Genomic DNA, 17944 nt, shown 5'->3' on the forward strand with positions numbered 1-17944 from the left:
TGAAGGTATGTTTAATTGTTAATGGTCGCTGCACTTACAAAAACAAGGGCCGAAATTCCGGCTCCTTTTTTATCTCTCCGTCTCAAAAAACTCAATCCACTCTCCATCAGGGCCAGCGAAGAATATGTAACGTGTTCCATCTGGTAATGTTTCGATTTCTTCTCCTAGTAAAAATGTTACTTTGTGGCTTTCTAGTCTTTTGATTTCATCTTCTAATGAATCCACTTTAAAGCAAATGTGATGTACTTTTCCTTCGGCTGGAAGGGAAGAGTTATAACCTTCAATTAGTTCAAGTATCGTTTCTTTTGATTCTTCTACGCCTAAAAATGCGAGCTTTAAGTTTGGGTTTGGATGTCCCATGCGCTTAATAAGTTGTAAGCCAACTACTTTTTCATAAAATGAAATAGATGTTTCTAAATTTGTGACCATAAGTCCGACGTGTTCGATTCTTCTAACTGGCATGTGCACTCCTTCTTTCTGAAAATTATATACAATATATTATTGAAAATTAAGAAAATAAGCAAGATAAAAACCTTACAAATTTTAGCGTGTTATATGGTATAGTGAGAAAGTATGTTTGGGGAGAAGGAAGGAGATTATACTATGAATACAACTACTCAAACTCCTTCATTATCGGAAACAATGAAAGAGTGGCATTATGCATTAGCATATGAAATTAAACATTGGAAAACGATAGGTGGTAGTAAAATCTCTATCATTAACGGTCGTTTTTTATATACAGATTATGAAAGTACAGTATACGTATTTCAGCTTATATCGGAAGTAAGTTTACCTGAAGGTTCACCAATTCGAATTGAGTTCGATGGTGAGGAAGCGACGGGGGAAGTATTATCTGTACATGGATTAGAAATCGAATTGAAGTTAAATGATTATATACAAGGCGAAATACGAGAAGCTGTTTTATACAGTGAACCGTGGCAATTGTTAGAACAACTGCAAGAGAGATTGAAAGAAGCACATAAAGATAAGCTGAAACGTAATCGTATAAAGCGTCTTGTTGATGGGACGAGCAGTCCGAAACATATTGAAAAGATGAAAAATACGAAAAATGAATTGGCTTACCGTTCTTTTTACAATCCGACAACGTATGTGTGGGGACCGCCTGGAACAGGGAAGTCGTACAATTTATCACGTATTATTTCGGCTCATTATCAAAAAGGAAAATCGGTACTTGTGTTAGCTCATAGTAATGCGGCAGTTGACGTATTAATGAGCGAAGTAACGAAGCAAATTGAGAAGAAAAAGAAATGGACACCTGGTGAAATCGTTCGTTACGGTTTTAGCCAACATGAACATATACGAAATCATGAAACGTTACTTGCATCGAAGTTAGTTGAAACGACGAACGGATCTTGGGGAGAAGAAAGACTCTATTTAGAAGAGACACGACAAGATCTTCGTGAAAAGATTTTATCATATAAAGCGACTTCTGCTGATAAGAAGCGTATACAAGAGATTGAAAGTGATCTTCGAAAGCAAAAAGCGAAAATTAAAGAAGTAGAAAAAGAATATATTGAAAATGCGCAAGTAATCGGTGCGACTTTATCGAAATGTGCCATTGATTCACTTATTTATGAGCGTACATTTGATTTAGTTGTCGTAGATGAAGTAAGTATGGCATATGTGCCGCAAATCGCATTAGCTGCTTCTCTTGGAAAACGTATCGTCGTTTGTGGCGACTTTTTACAATTGCCTCCGATTGCGATGGCAAACCATGAACTTGTTAGAAAATGGCTCGGCGAAGATATGTTTTACCATGCAGGGATTGTTGATTCTGTAAATAAATCAGAAGCACATCCCAACCTTTTTATGTTGCAGGAACAAAGACGTATGCATGCGGATATATCGAAGTTTACAAACTCATTTATTTATAAAAATAGAGTATATGACCATCCGTCTGTTTCAGAGCGTAAAGAACTTGCGCAATTGCAGCCGTTCGCAAATGAGGCGAGTGTTTTATTTGATACGAGCTTAATGGGAGCATTTTCCTTAAAAGACGCTGCATCTGGTTCTCGTTTTAATATTATGTCTGGTTTAGTAGCGATGCAAATGATGTTAATCGGACTGCTAGATGGTGTGCAATCTATCGGTGTGGTTACGCCTTACAGGGCGCAGTCACGCTTTTTATCAACGTGTATCAGGGAAATGTTGCAGAGAACGAAATATCAAAACATACCAGTATTAGCGGCAACAGTTCATAAGTTTCAAGGGTCTGAAAGAGATATGATGATCTTTGATACAGTTGATAGTTATCCGCAAGAACGACCTGGTGTGTTATTCTTTGATCATAAAAACCATCGTCTCGTCAATGTAGCAGTAACGAGAGCGAGAGGGAAGTTCATTCAATTATCGGATTGCCATTATATGCGTAAAAATCTTTCGAGAAAACAAGCGTTATCACAATTAACAGCTCATATAGAACGTCACGGAGATGTGTATGATCGCACGACATCAAGACAATTATGGGAGAGAAAAATATCGAAACGATTACGCTGGTTTATGGAAATGAATCTCGAGGAAACGAAAGGGCTATTAAAAGATATTTTAGCTGCAAAACGAAAAATCATTATTTCACTTCCAAGTACGAAGCAAGTAGATAAACGAGTATGGCAAGCGTTAATGCGTACGAATGCACAAGTAACGGTATATAGTGACGGACCAGTTCCATTAAAGAATGTAAAGTTACAAAGGCAAAACAAAGCGTTCCCATTTATAGTAATCGATGATGAAATCTTTTGGGCAGGGGCACCTCTCACATCTCAAATGATGTTTGAAGGTAGTACGGAATTTCCGTACATATGTGCAAGATTACAAGCACCTGAAACAATTGGTGTATTAAAAGGGTTTTTAGATATTCGGTAAATTCGGATAGGAATTCCTTGACTTTTATTCGGAATAAATTTAGAATGAAAATAATTTAATATAATTTAATATAATTTTATGAAAATTCTTATCACGAGAGGTTGAGGGACTGGCCCTATGACACCTCGGCAGCGGATTCTTTATGAATACTGTGCCAATTCCAGCAAGGTAACTTGAAAGATAAGAAAGAAGCTCATTTTGACTGTATATACAGAAGCCTCTTTCTATCTTTTAGAAAGAGGCTTTTTTACGTGAAAATAAAAGGAGGAAGAAAAATGGGAGCGACAGGAGTAACGTCACAAAGAAAAACAATTGAAGAGAGTATCGAAAGAAATAAGGAAAAGTACATAAAAACAAGTCATGATATTCATGGGAATCCGGAGATTGGTAACCAAGAATTTTATGCATCAAGAACGTTAAGTTTATTACTAGGTAGTGCAGGATTTCAGTTGCAGCACAATATAGCTGGTCATGAAACAGGTTTTATCGCACGAAAAAGTTCAGGGAAACAAGGACCAGTTATCGCATTTTTAGCTGAGTATGATGCTTTACCAGGACTCGGTCATGCGTGTGGTCACAATTTAATTGGCACAATTAGCGTTGCGGCAGCAATCGCATTATCAGAAACGCTTGAAGAAATCGGCGGAGAAGTTGTCGTGTTTGGAACACCAGCAGAAGAAGGCGGGCCAAACGGTAGCGCAAAGTCGAGTTATGTAAAAGCTGGGTTATTTAAAAATATCGATGCAGCGCTTATGATTCATCCGAGCGGAAAGACAGCGACGACGAGTCCTTCATTAGCAGTCGATCCACTTGATTTTCATTTTTACGGAAAAACAGCTCACGCCGCAGCTTCACCTGAAGAAGGGATTAACGCATTAGACGCGGTAATTCAGCTTTATAACGGTATTAACGCACTTCGCCAACAACTTCCGTCAGATGTGAGAATTCATGGCGTCATTACAGAGGGCGGAAAAGCACCTAACATTATTCCTGACTACGCTGCCGCACGGTTCTTCATCCGTGCAGCTACGCGAAAAAGATGTGCGGAAGTAACAGAAAAAGTAAGAAATATTGCACAAGGAGCAGCGTTAGCAACAGGCGCAAAAGTAAAAATCCATCAATTCCAAAATGAAATCGATGAACTACTCGTAACAAAAACATATAACGACATCGTAGCGGAAGAATTAGAACTATTAGGTGAAGATGTAAATCGCAAAGAAAGAGTAGGGATCGGTTCAACCGACGCCGGAAACGTAAGCCAAGTCGTACCGACCATTCACCCGTACATTAAAATCGGACCAGATGACTTAATTGCACATACGAATGAATTTAGAGAAGCAGCACGTTCAGAACTAGGAGATAAAGCGTTAATTACATCGGCAAAAGCATTAGCAAATACAGCGTATCGATTAATTACAGAAAAAGGACTGTTAGAGAAGGTGAAAGAGGAGTTTAGAGAGGCGCAGAGGAATCAGGGGTAGAGGGTTAAAAGGAGTGGATCATCCACTCCTTTTTCTTTTTTGAGGAAAGCTGGTGCCTATCAATTTAAATAAAGTGTTCATTTTCACATTGAGATGTCAATTCTCTTATTTCTTTATCAAAACGACAATTTCTCCTCAAATTCACTCTTTAAAACAATTAAAGGAGACGATAATCCAAATTGCATTAAAGAGTCTAAAAATGCAGCGAGAGAATCCATCGAATCGCTCATGACTTTCATCATATAATTAAATTCCCCGCTAATTCGATATAAATCTGTTACTTCAGGAGCGGCATTACAATATTGGATAAAATCAGAGCATTGACTCGTTTTAAACATGATGAATGCTTGAATGTTCTTATTAATTTTGGAAGGCTCAAATTTCGTTCGGTAAGCAGCTATAACCCCTTGATCTTCAAGTTTGTTAATACGCTCTTTTACAGCAGGTTGCGTCATGGATATAATTCGTCCTATTTCTGAAACAGAAATTCTCGCATTTTCATACAACAAGTTCATAATTTTATGATCGATTTCATCCAGTTTTACTGTGTTTTGCATTGTGTAGCCTCCTTATTTTATTTTTTAAGTAAATCACAAATTATAACTATAATATCATAAGTGAACGAACTAAATTACCTATAAATCTATATTTGAAATTATTGGTTTTTGAATAAAAATATAAGTATAGGATTTATTAAACGGAAATTTAGGGAGGATGGAAAAAATGAAAAATCTTGATGGGAAAGTAGCGTTAGTAACAGGAGCGAGTCGCGGCATTGGCCGTGCCATTGCAATGAGATTGGCGAAAGATGGGGCATTAGTTGTGATTCACTACGGCCGAAATAAAACAGCTGCAGATGAAACGATTAGTGAGATTGAATCTAATGGAGGAAAAGCGTTCGTAATTGAAGCTGAGCTCAATTCAATTGATGGTGTCAAAAAGCTAGTAGAACAATTAAAAAATGAATTACAAACAAGAGTTGGTACATCAGAGATTGATATTTTAGTAAACAATGCAGGCATAGGTACACAAGGAACGATTGAAAATACGACAGAAGAAGTTTTTGATGAAATTATCGCCGTAAATATGAAGGCACCGTTCTTCTTAATTCAGCAAACATTACCGCTTCTACGAGAACAAGGACGTATTATTAACATTTCATCAGCTGAAGTACGGCTTGGTTTTACAGGATCAATTGCATACGGTTTAAGTAAAGGTGCGCTTAATACGATGACACTTCCTCTAGCTAAATATCTTGGAGAAAGAGATATAACAGTGAATACAATTATGCCGGGATATACGAAGACAGATATGAATGCGAAATTGCTAGATAATCCGGAAATACGAAATTTTGCTACGAATTCATCTGTGTTTGGACGAATAGGGCAAGTTGAAGATATTGCAGATGCAGTAGCGTTCCTTGCTTCTTCTGATAGTCGCTGGGTAACGGGGCAAATCTTAGATGTTTCAGGAGGCTTTTGTTTATAAGGGCAGCACTCTACAATTATCAAATTGAAATTTTTTAAAAAATATAGAGACTCCACTCCTTGGAAATATTTTCACTATTAAGTTGTAACAAAAACCGTAGTTTTTCATTTTTGAAAAGGCTATGGTCCTTTTTAGTTGTAGCAAAGATATGATGCGAGGAAGGTTTTTATAAATCAAAAAAACTTGATTAATTAGTTGCATAAGGGCTTAATCAGCGTATATACTATAAATATCAAAAAAAGTTGATGAAGGGAGAGTGAACTACAGTGGCACAAGATTTTCAGCTCTATGAGAAAAAATTTAAAGCGTTGGCTGATCAGAAGCGTTTAGAGATTATGTATGAACTTTGTCAGCGAGGCCAGACTTGTGTATGTGATTTAACAGAGATTTTTGAAATGACGCAATCTAAGTTGTCATATCATTTAAAGATTTTATTAGATGCAGGTTTAATTGTAAAAGAAACAAAAGGTACGTGGAGTTATTATGATTTAAATGATGCGGAAGTAAATAATTTATTATCAGAAGAATTGTGTTGTATTTTTAGAAAAACCGGCAAAGGAAGCTGTTGTTAAAATTTTACACTATTAATCAAAAAAACTTGATTAATAACATGTAAAGAGGAGGAATAAGCTATGAGATATGTTCATGTTGGTATAAATGTTACTAATTTAGAGAAGTCTATTGAATTTTACGAAAAGGTATTTGGTGTGTCACCAGTTAAGGTGAAAACGGATTATGCAAAATTTTTATTAGAGATGCCAGGACTTAATTTCACGCTGAACGTGCGAGATGAAGTGAAGGGAAATCAGGTAAATCATTTTGGTTTCCAAGTGGATACAGCTGAAGAAATCACATTACATAAAGAAAGATTAGAAAAAGAGGGTTTCTTTGCGCGTGATGAGATGGATACTACTTGTTGCTATGCGGTACAAGATAAGTTTTGGGTAACGGATCCTGATGGTAACGAGTGGGAGTTCTTTTATACAAAAGCAGATAGTGATGTTCATAAAATAGAAGAGTCATCTTGTTGCACGACTTCTAATGAAGTAGCTAAAAATTCTTGTTGTTAATGGGAGATGGAAAATAAAATGAAACGTTTATCTTTTCTAGACCGATATTTAACACTATGGATCTTTCTAGCGATGGCTATTGGAATTGGTTTAGGATTTGTGTTTCCTAGTGTAGTAGACGGACTGAATACATTACAAGTTGGCACGACGTCTATTCCGCTCGCTATTGGTTTAATTGTAATGATGTATCCACCATTAGCGAAAGTTCGCTATGAGGAAATGGGCCGAGTATTTAAAGATGTAAAAGTGTTAGTTCTATCTTTAGTACAAAACTGGATTATTGGTCCGGTACTTATGTTTGTTTTAGCAATTATTTTTCTTCCAGATAAGCCTGAATACATGGTCGGACTCATTATGATTGGTTTAGCCCGTTGTATTGCAATGGTGATTGTTTGGAACGATCTTGCTGATGGAGATAAAGAGTATGCGGCAGGTTTAGTGGCTTTTAACTCGGTATTCCAAATGTTATTCTTCTCCCTTTATGCATACGTGTTTGTAACAGTAATTCCGGAATGGTTAGGCATTGAAGGGGCTATTGTCGATATTACAATGGTAGAAGTAGCGAAATCAGTATTTATCTATTTGGGAATTCCTTTTATAGCAGGTATGTTGACACGTTTTGTACTAGTAAAGCTAAAAGGAAGACAGTGGTATGAAAAGGTGTTTATACCTAAGATTAGTCCACTTACATTAATTGCATTGCTATTTACGATCATCGTTATGTTCTCTTTAAAAGGGGAAATGATTGTTAGCGTGCCGCTAGATGTAGTAAGAATAGCGATTCCGTTATTAATCTATTTTATTGTGATGTTCTTTGTTTCTTTCTTTATGGGAAGAAAAATTGGTGCAAACTATCCGGTAACAACAACGTTAGCATTTACAGCAGGTAGCAATAACTTCGAGTTAGCGATTGCTGTAGCAGTTGGTGTGTTTGGTATTCATTCAGGCGCAGCATTTGCAGCGGTTATCGGTCCTTTAGTTGAAGTACCTGTCATGATTGCACTTGTAAACGTCGCTTTTTGGTTTAAGCGTAAATATTTTAATGATCAACCAGTATAATTTAAAAACAAAGGTGGAAAACAACATGGAAAACAAAAAGACAATCTACTTTTTATGCACAGGAAATTCATGCCGCAGCCAAATGGCAGAAGCCTGGGGGAAACAATATTTAGGAGATAAGTGGAATGTATATTCTGCAGGAATTGAAGCACACGGAGTAAATCCAAATGCTATTAAAGCAATGAACGAAGTAAATATTGACATAACGAATCAAACATCGGATATGATTGATTCAAATATTTTAAATAACGCTGATTTAGTTGTTACGCTTTGTAGTCATGCGGATTCTGTTTGTCCTTCGACATCTCCGCACGTAAATCGTGTTCACTGGGGATTTGATGATCCAGCAGGAAAAGAGTGGTCTGAATTTCAACGTGTTCGCGATGAGATTGGTGAACGTATAAAACGATTTTCTGAAACAGGGGAGTAAATAAAGGAAAGAGCCAATTTTCTATTATATAGGGGATTGGTTCTTTTTTATTATATATTTCATTGGTTTAAAACAATTATTAAAACGAATATAGAATATTCTGTTATCTCATTTAGATGGATATGGTGAGTTTATAAAGTTGTTAGAAAATAAGGGTGGTACATGTAAGGAATTGCAGAGGTATATGGATCTAGCAAAGTATCATATAGAATGCGCATATACGACTGATTTGAGGTTTATTGTACAAACAGATTTAAATCCTTTAAATGTCATATGGAACTCAAATCAATGTGTAAAAGGAATTGTAGATTTTGAATCGATTGGATATATTGATCGTATTGAAGGGTTAGCCTTTTTAATAAAGTGGTATTCCCGGACAAAAGGAATAGAGTCACATGAAGTATATTCAAGTGTTGCTATTTCATTTTTAGAAGGGTATAGGGCCCATAATATTTTAACCTCAAATGATTATAAGAGACTTTCTTCATTATTATGGTTATCTGGTGCTTTGAATTGGAACTTCGTTAAAAAAACGTTAAGTATGTTAGATGATGTGGGGCGGTTAGAAGAACATTTGAAAGTTTATAGAGTAAGGGGAGAAAGATTGTCCTCGCTAATAAGTAGAGAAAGAGCCAAATCGTGTGAGTAGGCTCTTTCGTTTGTATACAATTATACCTCTTTATAAAACTATCATTCGAAATGTTGATGATAGTGAATATGATGTTTTTAAAAATTTATATATGTGCTCATAAATTTATGCAGAGAACTCATATGACTTCGCAAAAATACTTGAATATGCCGAAGACTATGGTTCATATAGGTCAGGATTTATTTCTTTAGTGTTATTAATTGAAAAAAGACTGTTACCAGAATATAGTGCTAACTTATCAGGAGCTTGTAGACTAAAAATTTAATAAGACTCATCCCGCAAAATCGAGGAAGCAGGAATGTGTACAGATAATTGATGATTTTTCTGATCCGCTCATTTTAATAATAGTAAGGGAAAATAGAGGGAATCTTTAAGGGAGATAAAAGAGAGTTTAATAAAGAAAATGAATAATTAATATTAAATAAAAGAACGCAATTTAGAATTTATTTCTAATTACGTTCTTTTATTTTGTAACAATGCTATGTGTAAAGAACTTGGTAATTTATTCAGAAAAAAATAAAAAGAGAGTCTTGCAAACAAAGGTTTCATTTTATAGAAAAAGAGAAATTAAAAAAGAGCACTCTATATAAGTGCTTTTTAAGATAGGGAGTAACTCATTGGGCAGAACGTCTAGGATAGTAGTATATGATGTGAAAAAATAAGAACAAATTTTATTATTAACTCCATATAAAAGAGTAACTTATTTCCTATTGATCGTATTTGGTATGATGCCTTAGAAAAACTTGCTTGGACTCCTTCTAGTATGACAATCGGAATTATTTGGGCTGTATTATAGGGACTTATTGCATTATCAGTTGCAATTATTTACAATAAGTATGGATTTAATCCAAAAACATTTTGGTTTTTATTCCTTTTAAATTATGTCTGCAATCAAGCATTTAGTTATTTTCAATTCAGCGAAAAAGATTTATTTTTAGCAACAATAGATTGTTTACTAGTTGCTATTACTACGTTGCTTCTTATAGTGTTTTCTTCCAATTTATCTAAGGTATCAGTATGTTTGTTCATTCCATATCTTTTATGGTCTGCGTTTGCTACATACTTATCTTGGGCAATTTATAGTATAAATTAGAGGTGTAAATGAAAACTTGAGCATAATAAAAATGCTCAAGTTTTTTATGTTTGTTAGTCGATATATAGAAATAGCGGAAATAAAGAAACAAAGTTTCCGCTCAAGAAAATCTTCTTATAATTAATTGTTGTTATTTAATTCTTTTATACATTCTTGAACAAGTGTGACTGCCTGACTCATGGTAGGGCCTCCGCCAAATGCAGCTGTTACTCCAACCGTTTCAAGGATTTCTTGTTCTGAAGCACCTTGATCAATACATCCCTTTGTATGATAAATGATGCAATACTCATCCTGAGAATAAAGACTTATACCCAATGCAATCAATTGTTTTTCCTTCTTTGATAACTTACCATCTTTGAAGCACTCTTCTGTAAAAGAATTAAATTGTTCAGTGAATTTTGGCATTTTCTCAGCAAATAAACCCAATCCATATTTGTATTGTAATAGTGCAGCTTCTGTGGAATTTTTATCTTTATGTTCCATTTTGAATTCAACTCCATATTTAGTATGTATTAAACAAAGATTAGTATGGGCGTAAGTAGTTTTGATTAATCATAATTGTAAAAAGAAAAACAGATAAGAAAATTAAATTGAATCTTTCTTCAGTCTCTAGTGCTTTAATGAATGAAAAATATTTTTCAGTGAAAATTCCACATATTTTTACTGAAAAGAAAAATACTAATACCTGTTTTAGTACTTTACTCTTAAAGCATTAAAACAAAATTACTAACTACGATACAAGGAGGCAATCACTGTGGATATTCGTGAAGGATTAATTCCAACGGCACTAGGTACAGCAGTGACAGCAGCAGGTTATGCTCTTAAACAAACTCGTGGAACTAATAAAATGATTGCAAATACAGTATTTGGATTTGGTTTAGCTCATGTTGTTTTAGGTGTAATTGATCTTGTAGAACATCGTCGTTAGAACAAAAGGCAAGCATATATTAATGCTTGCCTTTTGTGTATTACAATCAACATTCATATTTTAAAGTGCATTTACAGGAAAACATTTACAATTTATAACTTTGTACATTGAATTTTATAAAAAGAAAAGGTGATTGAATGGAATTTTCTAATGAAAGTAAAGCTTACCATGCTGGAGATATTGTTTATATTTTTTACCGAAATCCCCACACTCAGGATGTAGCAAATATACAAGCTGCAGCAGTTGTAAATAATCCTGAAAGACCTAATGAATTAGCACTATTTCTTTATGAAACGTATTATCCACTAGCAAATGAGATGGCTGTATATGCTACCGAAGATGAGGCAAACCAAGCGTACAATTACTATTATGGGGATATTTCAGAGGAGATGTTAGAATGAATAACCCATTTATGCCTAAGCTTGTATATTTTGAACCAAAAGCATTAGATTATCCGTTAGGGAAAGAGCTTTTTGAGAAGTTTTCAAAGATGGATGTTGAAATTCGGCATACTACTTCCCATAATCAAGTGAGAGATTTGCCAGGCGATAACGATTTTCAAAAGTATCGAGTAGCAAAGTCTACTCTTGTTGTTGGGGTTAGAAAAACTCTGAAATTTGATACTTCAAAGCCTTCAGCAGAGTATGCTATTCCTTTTGCAACAGGGTGTATGGGGCATTGTCATTACTGTTATTTACAAACAACGATGGGGAGTAAGCCATATATCCGTACTTATGTAAATGTCGATGAAATCCTAGAAGCTGCTGATAAATATATGGAGGCTCGTATACCTGAATTAACAAGGTTTGAAGCCTCGTGTACATCAGATATTGTAGGGATTGATCATTTAACTCATACTCTTAAGCGTGCGATTGAACATTTTGGAGGCTCTGAATATGGGGAATTACGATTCGTGACGAAATTTCATCATGTGGATCACTTGCTTGATGCAAAACATAACGGAAAAACAAGATTTCGCTTTAGTGTAAATGCTGATTATGTTATTAAAAACTTTGAGCCAGGTACTTCGCCCTTAGCTAAACGAATTGAGGCAGCAGGAAAAGTAGCCAGAGCAGGATATCCCCTGGGGTTTATCGTGGCTCCTATTTATCTTCATGAAGGGTGGCAGGACGGGTACTATCATATGTTTGAACGCCTTGATGCTGAATTACCCCTTGATGTAAGGGATGATATTACATTTGAATTTATTCAACATCGTTTTACAAAGCCAGCTAAGAGGGTGATTGAAAAAAACTACCCTATGACCAAATTAGAATTAGATGAAGAGAGAAGAAGATATAAATGGGGGAAATATGGAATTGGTAAATATATCTATCGAAAAGAAGAAGAAGAGGATATAAAAAATTATCTTTATTCTTATATGAAAAAGTTCTTTCCAAATGCAAAATTAGAATATTTTACATAATAATAATTAATAGCATTAAAATACAATGCGTAATTAAGGAATCTGCAGACCAAAGATCAAAATTACATGTATGTTTGTTGAGTTTTATTATTTACTTACACTTATACGTCGTAAAGTAAGAAAAGTTTTAATTATCATAAAAATATTTAATTGATATGAAAAGGAAGGGGAGAGCTTTAGTTCCCTTCCTTATTAAATATAATTTAATGCTTATTTTACAGTCTCTTTTAAACCTTACACTTCTGTAAATTCAATTTTTTCCTCTAGTAATAGGCGGTATATAGGAGGATTACGTCTTGGGTATGTAATAAGTATATGAAAACTAATAAACGGTACAGATACCTTTTTTAAGAGATTTTGTGATTTAATCTAGGTAAACATGAACAGATATGTGGACATCTTTTTAGTAAACAGTGATTCTGCAGATACTTAATTAAATTAATTACTATATGTTTTGGTGTTTCCTGAAAGTGCTACAATATCAGCTACAAATAAAAAACATTTTATATTGAGACCTTACATGTTGTATATTACATTCTTTCATATCTAATATACATTGGTATTAATTATGAAAAGCTTTTAAATTTAAAATAACTCAAATGAAAGCAACCGTTCCTTAAGCCTTCATACAAATTATATTTAATCATAATAATATTATGTAACAAGGAAGTTGAACTAAATTAGAAAAAAACAGTAAGGGAAGCGAGAAGATAATATGAAGAGATTCGCAAATCAACATGTTGATTACATGAATTCAAAAAAATATGTTGAACTTTTAAAAGTTATGGCACACCAATGTGTTAAAAACTGATTAGTGAGCTTTCTAGGTATAAAACATTAAGTGCAAAATAGGTGACAGAAATTTAAAATATTCCACAATTAACTGTGTAACAATTATCTCTTAGGCTTTTTTTGTTTTTTTTGGTAAAAATAAAACTGGAGGTGTCTTTTAGATGAGTAAAGACTGGATTAAAGTATTTGTTGCTGCTTTCTTTGAAATTTTTTGGGTTACTGGTTTAAAATATGCTGATGACTTTTGGACTTGGACGGGAACTATCATTGCTATATTTTTCAGCTTTTATTTAATGATTATGGCAGGAAGAAAGCTTCCCGTGGGAACCGTTTATGCTGTTTTTGTTGGGTTAGGTACAGCTGGAACTGTCTTTTCTGAAATCCTATTCTTCGGTGAACCGTTTAAAGTGGGAAAAGTACTCTTGATTTTATTTTTATTAGCTGGAGTAATTGGCTTGAAATTAGTCACAGATGACAAAGTTCAGGGAGGTGACGAATCGTAATGGCATGGATTTCTTTAATCTTAGCAGGTTTGTTTGAAATGTTTGGTGTTGCTATGATAAATAAACTGCATAAAGACCGAAATTGGCAATCATTAGTTTTCTTAATCCTCGGATTTGGATTAAGTTTTATATTCCTTGCTTATGCAATGGAAACACTACCTATGGGAACAGCTTATGCAATTTGGACTGGAATTGGTGCGTCTGGTGGTGCAATTATAGGTATGGTTTTATATGACGAATCAAAAGATTGGAGAAGACTTGTTTTTATAGGTATGGTTTTAAGTGCCGCAATTGGTCTAAAACTCGTTTCATAAATAATTTTTCAGATTAATTTATTAGGAAGATACTCTGTTTTTATTAAGCAAATTATCTTCTCACTTTTTTTAAGTATGTAGTTTAATTTAAGAATTCAAATTATAAATAAAGTGTACAGCGCGAAAAATCTACCGCTGAAAAAACGTTAATTTTCTTGTTTACAAACAAGAGGGCATAGGAGTAATATATTGTACATAAATTCATATCACAATTCGCTGAATCCATATGGAGCGGGGGAACCAAATTTTGTGCGATTGCACTCGGGGTGAATCCTTCTTAAATGAAGGTAGGGCTACTCTCAAGGCCCGAATCCGACAGCTAACCTCGTAAGCGTTTCGAGAGGGGATACTATGGTGATTTTTAAAAACACTGGGTGAACTTTAGTGTCTTTTTTTATACTCTTTTTTAGAAAATAATTCAAAAAAAGGATGAGACACTTGAAAGAAACACCCATAAAAACGAGAAATTCACTTTTTTCTTTTTCTTCTAACTCCCAGCCTTCTGAATTAAGAAGAGAATTAGGGATGAGACATTTAACAATGATTTCTATAGGTGGAAGCATTGGAACTGGGTTATTTATTGCAAGTGGAAATACGATTCATACAGCAGGACCTGGTGGGGCAATTATAGCTTATTTGTTGATGGGTTGTATTGTTTACCTGTTGATGACCAGCTTGGGAGAGATGGCAGCGTATATGCCTACATCTGGTTCTTTTAGTACATATGCTGCTAAATTTGTAGATCCTGCATTTGGTTTTGCGATTGGTTGGAATTACTGGTTTAGCTGGACTATTACTCTTGCAGTTGAAATTTCATCAGGAGCTATTCTTATGAAATATTGGTTTCCATATAGTCCATCTATTCTTTGGAGTGCGTTATTCATACTGTTTATGTTTGGAATTAATATTCTTTCAGTGAAGCATTATGGAGAAATGGAGTTTTGGCTTTCACTTGTAAAAGTTATTACTATAGTCACGTTTATTATATTAGGAATAGCCACGATATTCGGAATTTTCAAAGGGAATCCTATTGGATTTCACAATCTAACAATTGGAGACGCACCGTTTCATGGAGGTATTCTTTCCATTTTTAGTGTGTTTATGATTGCGGGGTTTTCCTTCCAAGGTACAGAAATGGTCGGAGTTGTAGCTGGAGAAAGTAAGGCTCCTGAAAAGCATATTCCAAAAGCTGTGCGGCAAATCTTTTGGAGAATTCTCTTATTTTACATACTTACCATTTGCATAATTGGAGTCATAATTCCCTATACAGATCAGAATCTAGTTAACAATGACATTAGTAATATTACAATGAGTCCCTTTACCCTAGTTTTTGAGAAAATTGGATTCGCATTTGCAGCTTCTATTATGAATGCGGTTATCTTGATATCTGTTCTATCAGCTGGTAATTCTGGAATGTATGTTGCAACCCGAATGTTATGGGTAATGGCAAAAGAAGGGAAAGCTCCAAATTGCTTAAAAAAAGTAAATAAACAAGGTATTCCTATTAATGCTTTACTTATGACAACGGCTGTGTCAATCGTAGCGTTTGCAGCTTCTTTATTTGGAGAAGGGCAAGCATTTATATGGCTTTTGAATGCTTCAGGACTTTGTGGATTTATTGCATGGTTAGGAATTGCTATAAGCCATTATCGTTTTCGTCAGGCTTTTTTACATCAAGAAAAGAATTTAAATAAGCTCCCGTATCAAGCAAAGTGGTATCCCATCGGTCCTATTTTGGCTTTTGTAATATGTACTATTATTATTTTAGGGCAGAATTATTCAGCCTTTATGGGATCACATGTCGATTGGTATGAAGTGCTTGCTACTTATATTGGTTTACTACTGTTTCTTGTATTTTGGTTCGGCTATAAAATTATAAAAAAAACAAAGGTGATTCCATTACAACAAGTCAATTTAGATCATGATAATCATTAAGAATGGAAATTAAGGAGACAGAAATATGGAACTAGACATTCTACTTAGGTTACTTGTAGCAATACTTGTTGGAGCAATGATTGGATTAGAGCGCCAATGGCACAATTGCATAGCTGGATTACGTACAAATATACTTGTTTCCGTGGGTGCTGCACTTTTTGTACTATTAAGTGTACTCACTCCAACCGATAATACACCTACAAGAATTGCTTCTCAAATTGTAAGCGGGATTGGTTTTTTAGGTGCTGGAGTTATTATGAAAGATGGATTGACAGTTCGAGGACTGGATACCGCAGCAACTTTATGGTGTTCTGCAGCTGTAGGAACGTTAGCTGGTAGTGGTTATTTACTTATAGCTATAACAGGCACCATTCTTATTGTTAGCATAAATAGTTTACTAAGACCTGTTTCGAAGTGGATTTCCGAAAAATCTGAAAAGGGTTTTAAATATTCCCAACAAGTTACTTCTCTCTCTTATAGAGTAAAACATAAATCATCAGAGAAGAAAGATTGTTAACGAGAAGCTAATTTAAGACCGTTTAACTACAAACACGCTCTCGAAAATCCTGGATGGTTAAATGCCAATAGTGATATTAGTAAATATAATGTTAAAGTGGGTAGAGATGAATGTAAAAATGTCTGGCATGAAAATGTATATAAAAATTACACTGATTTTAATAATTGGAAGCAGCAACTCTTAACCTGCTGTGAGTTCAGGAAATTCACTCATGTAGAACTACAAGAAATCAAAAATGAAATTGATAAATAGATGACTTAAAATGTTTCAGAAATGAAACTAATTGAGTCATCTATTTTTATTATGTAGGGAATGTTGTAAAGTAAATGGAGAAGGTACTTTTTACTTGGTTAAAATCTAAGTCTATTAAAAAGTAAGTCAAAAACTTTCTTTTGTACAACAAAGTAGCTAGCTTAAGCAGCCAACTACTTGTTGTACAAAAGAAATCAGGCCATACAAAATGATATGTAACTTTATGGTTCTTAAATTTATTAAGAGACATGGATTAATATAAGCTAGAATATATTAATCAAAAAATAGATTAGACAATTGCATAATGAACTCGGGGCACGCATCAAACGCTTTGCTGAAAGAAGAGAATAAAGACTCTTATAACATATATATAGCCAGAGATAGACAAAACGCAGATTTCGTAGGTTATCAGATAAAATATAAAGCTCCTGACATATTATATATGACGAATATGTTAGGAATTTTTATTTATTCATTCGTTTTTGATCTCGTTAAAACCATAAACAAAGTAATTATACAAAAAGCAATTAACACTAAGAAGGGGATAGTTATAAAACCTAGCCAATTTATATAATCAACATTATTGTTTGTTTTTCCTTCTCATTCTTATCTGTCATGACAGTTTTCTCCTTTTTGAGATAAACAAGCATCGTTTTTATCACATGACGCTACTACATTTTGTACGTCATGAAAGACAACATCAAACATAGCGAGTAACTGTTCAATTTGCTGATTGCGCAAGGAATAGTGGACGTATTTTCCTTCTTGTCTACCTAGAATGATTCCGCATCCTTTTAAACAATTTAGATGCTGAGATACGTTTGATTGATTTCCTTGGGTGATTTCTACAATTTCAGATACTGTTTTTTCACCATCCATCATACATTGAAGAATTTGTAGTCTTGTTTTATCAGCAAAGCCACGAATGAACTTTGCTTTTACATCTAAATCATTTGAGTTGCACAATTGTATCCTCTCCATTCGTATTAGTAATGACTAATATGTGTGTCAAAAAGAATTAAGAAAAGTTTGATATTTTTTGTTTTTTAGGGGATAAGTTTTCACAATATATTCATAAACTAGTAAAAAGCAGTTTACAAATTTGTATCTAGCTTATATAATTT

At 34.3% G+C, this 17944-nt stretch carries 18 protein-coding genes, 3 pseudogenes and 2 riboswitches; of the genes and pseudogenes, 16 read left to right on the plus strand and 5 right to left on the minus strand.

The features are described 5' to 3' along the window. Positions 1-69: 69 nt before the first annotated feature. Positions 70-462, minus strand: coding sequence for a VOC family protein (locus QCI75_RS11535; RefSeq protein WP_144506273.1), 393 nt, complete (start codon positions 460-462; stop codon positions 70-72). Positions 463-573: 111 nt separating this feature from the next. On the opposite strand from QCI75_RS11535, the gene QCI75_RS11540 reads away from it, so the two are divergent. Both QCI75_RS11540 and QCI75_RS11545 read left to right on the plus strand, forming a co-directional pair. After that, positions 574-2883, plus strand: a complete 2310-nt coding sequence (locus tag QCI75_RS11540) for an AAA domain-containing protein (RefSeq protein WP_144506272.1) — start codon at positions 574-576, stop codon at positions 2881-2883. A gap of 85 nt (positions 2884-2968) precedes the next feature. Continuing rightward, positions 2969-3070, plus strand: a riboswitch (SAM riboswitch). Between the two features lie 88 nt (positions 3071-3158). After that, positions 3159-4364 carry a M20 family metallopeptidase gene (locus QCI75_RS11545; protein WP_353760505.1) on the plus strand — a complete coding sequence of 402 codons (1206 nt, stop codon included), beginning with the start codon at positions 3159-3161 and terminating at the stop codon, positions 4362-4364. Between the two features lie 116 nt (positions 4365-4480). On the opposite strand, the gene QCI75_RS11550 is transcribed toward QCI75_RS11545, so the two are convergent. Further along, on the minus strand, positions 4481-4921 hold the full coding sequence (locus tag QCI75_RS11550; RefSeq protein WP_001181721.1) for an Lrp/AsnC family transcriptional regulator: 441 nt from the start codon (positions 4919-4921) through the stop codon (positions 4481-4483). Between the two features lie 166 nt (positions 4922-5087). On the opposite strand from QCI75_RS11550, the gene QCI75_RS11555 reads away from it, so the two are divergent. From QCI75_RS11555 to QCI75_RS11585, 7 genes and pseudogenes are all read left to right on the plus strand, one after another. Continuing rightward, entirely contained in the window at positions 5088-5852 is a 765-nt protein-coding gene (locus tag QCI75_RS11555; RefSeq protein ID WP_353760506.1) for an SDR family oxidoreductase, read from the plus strand. A 266-nt stretch (positions 5853-6118) separates the two neighbouring features. Further along, positions 6119-6424, plus strand: coding sequence for an arsenical resistance operon transcriptional regulator ArsR (arsR, locus tag QCI75_RS11560; RefSeq protein ID WP_000046014.1), 306 nt, complete (start codon positions 6119-6121; stop codon positions 6422-6424). A 60-nt stretch (positions 6425-6484) separates the two neighbouring features. Further along, positions 6485-6922 (plus strand): ArsI/CadI family heavy metal resistance metalloenzyme, encoded by a 438-nt coding sequence (locus QCI75_RS11565; protein WP_353760507.1) that lies wholly within the window; start codon positions 6485-6487, stop codon positions 6920-6922. 18 nt (positions 6923-6940) lie between these two features. Next, positions 6941-7981, plus strand: coding sequence for an ACR3 family arsenite efflux transporter (gene arsB / locus QCI75_RS11570; protein ID WP_353760508.1), 1041 nt, complete (start codon positions 6941-6943; stop codon positions 7979-7981). Between the two features lie 25 nt (positions 7982-8006). Next, positions 8007-8411 carry an arsenate reductase (thioredoxin) gene (gene arsC, locus QCI75_RS11575; RefSeq protein WP_353760509.1) on the plus strand — a complete coding sequence of 135 codons (405 nt, stop codon included), beginning with the start codon at positions 8007-8009 and terminating at the stop codon, positions 8409-8411. A 106-nt stretch (positions 8412-8517) separates the two neighbouring features. Beyond that, positions 8518-9060: pseudogene (locus QCI75_RS11580) on the plus strand (phosphotransferase); the annotation flags it as partial. A 709-nt stretch (positions 9061-9769) separates the two neighbouring features. Continuing rightward, a pseudogene (locus QCI75_RS11585) lies at positions 9770-10153 on the plus strand (TspO/MBR family protein). A gap of 120 nt (positions 10154-10273) precedes the next feature. On the opposite strand, the gene QCI75_RS11590 reads toward QCI75_RS11585, so the two are convergent. Beyond that, complete coding sequence (locus tag QCI75_RS11590; protein ID WP_144506265.1) at positions 10274-10636, minus strand: carboxymuconolactone decarboxylase family protein; 363 nt, start codon at positions 10634-10636, stop codon at positions 10274-10276. 271 nt (positions 10637-10907) lie between these two features. Here QCI75_RS11590 and QCI75_RS11595 point away from each other — a divergent pair, with 271 nt between their 5' ends. From QCI75_RS11595 to QCI75_RS11625, 7 genes are all read left to right on the plus strand, one after another. Further along, a complete protein-coding gene (locus QCI75_RS11595; protein WP_000354585.1) occupies positions 10908-11081 on the plus strand; it encodes a hypothetical protein in 174 nt (57 codons plus the stop codon). Between the two features lie 137 nt (positions 11082-11218). Beyond that, entirely contained in the window at positions 11219-11482 is a 264-nt protein-coding gene (locus QCI75_RS11600; protein WP_353760510.1) for a transcriptional regulator SplA domain-containing protein, read from the plus strand. Beyond that, a complete protein-coding gene (gene splB / locus QCI75_RS11605; protein ID WP_353760511.1) occupies positions 11479-12507 on the plus strand; it encodes a spore photoproduct lyase in 1029 nt (342 codons plus the stop codon). The genes QCI75_RS11600 and splB overlap by 4 nt, the downstream gene beginning before the upstream one ends. 953 nt (positions 12508-13460) lie before the next feature. Further along, complete coding sequence (locus QCI75_RS11610; RefSeq protein ID WP_353760512.1) at positions 13461-13802, plus strand: DMT family transporter; 342 nt, start codon at positions 13461-13463, stop codon at positions 13800-13802. Continuing rightward, entirely contained in the window at positions 13802-14116 is a 315-nt protein-coding gene (locus QCI75_RS11615) for a DMT family transporter (RefSeq protein ID WP_144506262.1), read from the plus strand. Before QCI75_RS11610 ends, QCI75_RS11615 begins: the two co-directional genes overlap by 1 nt. A 204-nt stretch (positions 14117-14320) precedes the next feature. After that, a riboswitch (cyclic di-AMP (ydaO/yuaA leader) is annotated at positions 14321-14466 on the plus strand. A gap of 88 nt (positions 14467-14554) precedes the next feature. Continuing rightward, positions 14555-16051, plus strand: coding sequence for an amino acid permease (locus tag QCI75_RS11620; RefSeq protein WP_144506261.1), 1497 nt, complete (start codon positions 14555-14557; stop codon positions 16049-16051). A 25-nt stretch (positions 16052-16076) separates the two neighbouring features. Beyond that, positions 16077-16568 carry an MgtC/SapB family protein gene (locus tag QCI75_RS11625; protein ID WP_144506260.1) on the plus strand — a complete coding sequence of 164 codons (492 nt, stop codon included), beginning with the start codon at positions 16077-16079 and terminating at the stop codon, positions 16566-16568. Between the two features lie 720 nt (positions 16569-17288). Here QCI75_RS11625 and QCI75_RS11630 read toward each other — a convergent pair. Together QCI75_RS11630 and QCI75_RS11635 are read right to left on the minus strand one after the other, a co-directional pair. After that, positions 17289-17402 (minus strand): annotated as a pseudogene (locus QCI75_RS11630) (disulfide bond formation protein B); the annotation flags it as partial. Between the two features lie 24 nt (positions 17403-17426). Continuing rightward, positions 17427-17786 (minus strand): ArsR/SmtB family transcription factor, encoded by a 360-nt coding sequence (locus QCI75_RS11635; RefSeq protein ID WP_353760513.1) that lies wholly within the window; start codon positions 17784-17786, stop codon positions 17427-17429. Positions 17787-17944: the final 158 nt, after the last annotated feature.

It is taken from the genome of Bacillus cereus group sp. RP43 (assembly GCF_040459645.1).
Taxonomy (GTDB): domain Bacteria; phylum Bacillota; class Bacilli; order Bacillales; family Bacillaceae_G; genus Bacillus_A; species Bacillus_A mycoides_C.

What these genes read in the sequence shown, in the direction of transcription:
- QCI75_RS11535 (WP_144506273.1), bottom strand. Translation starts at nt 462, where the DNA reads ATGCCAGTTAGAAGAATCGAACACGTCGGACTTATGGTCACAAATTTA.
- QCI75_RS11625 (WP_144506260.1), top strand. Translation starts at nt 16,077, where the DNA reads ATGGAACTAGACATTCTACTTAGGTTACTTGTAGCAATACTTGTTGGA.
- QCI75_RS11615 (WP_144506262.1), top strand. Translation starts at nt 13,802, where the DNA reads ATGGCATGGATTTCTTTAATCTTAGCAGGTTTGTTTGAAATGTTTGGT.
- arsB (WP_353760508.1), top strand. Translation starts at nt 6,941, where the DNA reads ATGAAACGTTTATCTTTTCTAGACCGATATTTAACACTATGGATCTTT.
- QCI75_RS11590 (WP_144506265.1), bottom strand. Translation starts at nt 10,636, where the DNA reads ATGGAACATAAAGATAAAAATTCCACAGAAGCTGCACTATTACAATAC.
- arsC (WP_353760509.1), top strand. Translation starts at nt 8,007, where the DNA reads ATGGAAAACAAAAAGACAATCTACTTTTTATGCACAGGAAATTCATGC.
- QCI75_RS11555 (WP_353760506.1), top strand. Translation starts at nt 5,088, where the DNA reads ATGAAAAATCTTGATGGGAAAGTAGCGTTAGTAACAGGAGCGAGTCGC.
- QCI75_RS11545 (WP_353760505.1), top strand. Translation starts at nt 3,159, where the DNA reads ATGGGAGCGACAGGAGTAACGTCACAAAGAAAAACAATTGAAGAGAGT.
- QCI75_RS11565 (WP_353760507.1), top strand. Translation starts at nt 6,485, where the DNA reads ATGAGATATGTTCATGTTGGTATAAATGTTACTAATTTAGAGAAGTCT.
- QCI75_RS11540 (WP_144506272.1), top strand. Translation starts at nt 574, where the DNA reads ATGTTTGGGGAGAAGGAAGGAGATTATACTATGAATACAACTACTCAA.
- splB (WP_353760511.1), top strand. Translation starts at nt 11,479, where the DNA reads ATGAATAACCCATTTATGCCTAAGCTTGTATATTTTGAACCAAAAGCA.
- QCI75_RS11610 (WP_353760512.1), top strand. Translation starts at nt 13,461, where the DNA reads ATGAGTAAAGACTGGATTAAAGTATTTGTTGCTGCTTTCTTTGAAATT.
- QCI75_RS11550 (WP_001181721.1), bottom strand. Translation starts at nt 4,921, where the DNA reads ATGCAAAACACAGTAAAACTGGATGAAATCGATCATAAAATTATGAAC.
- QCI75_RS11600 (WP_353760510.1), top strand. Translation starts at nt 11,219, where the DNA reads ATGGAATTTTCTAATGAAAGTAAAGCTTACCATGCTGGAGATATTGTT.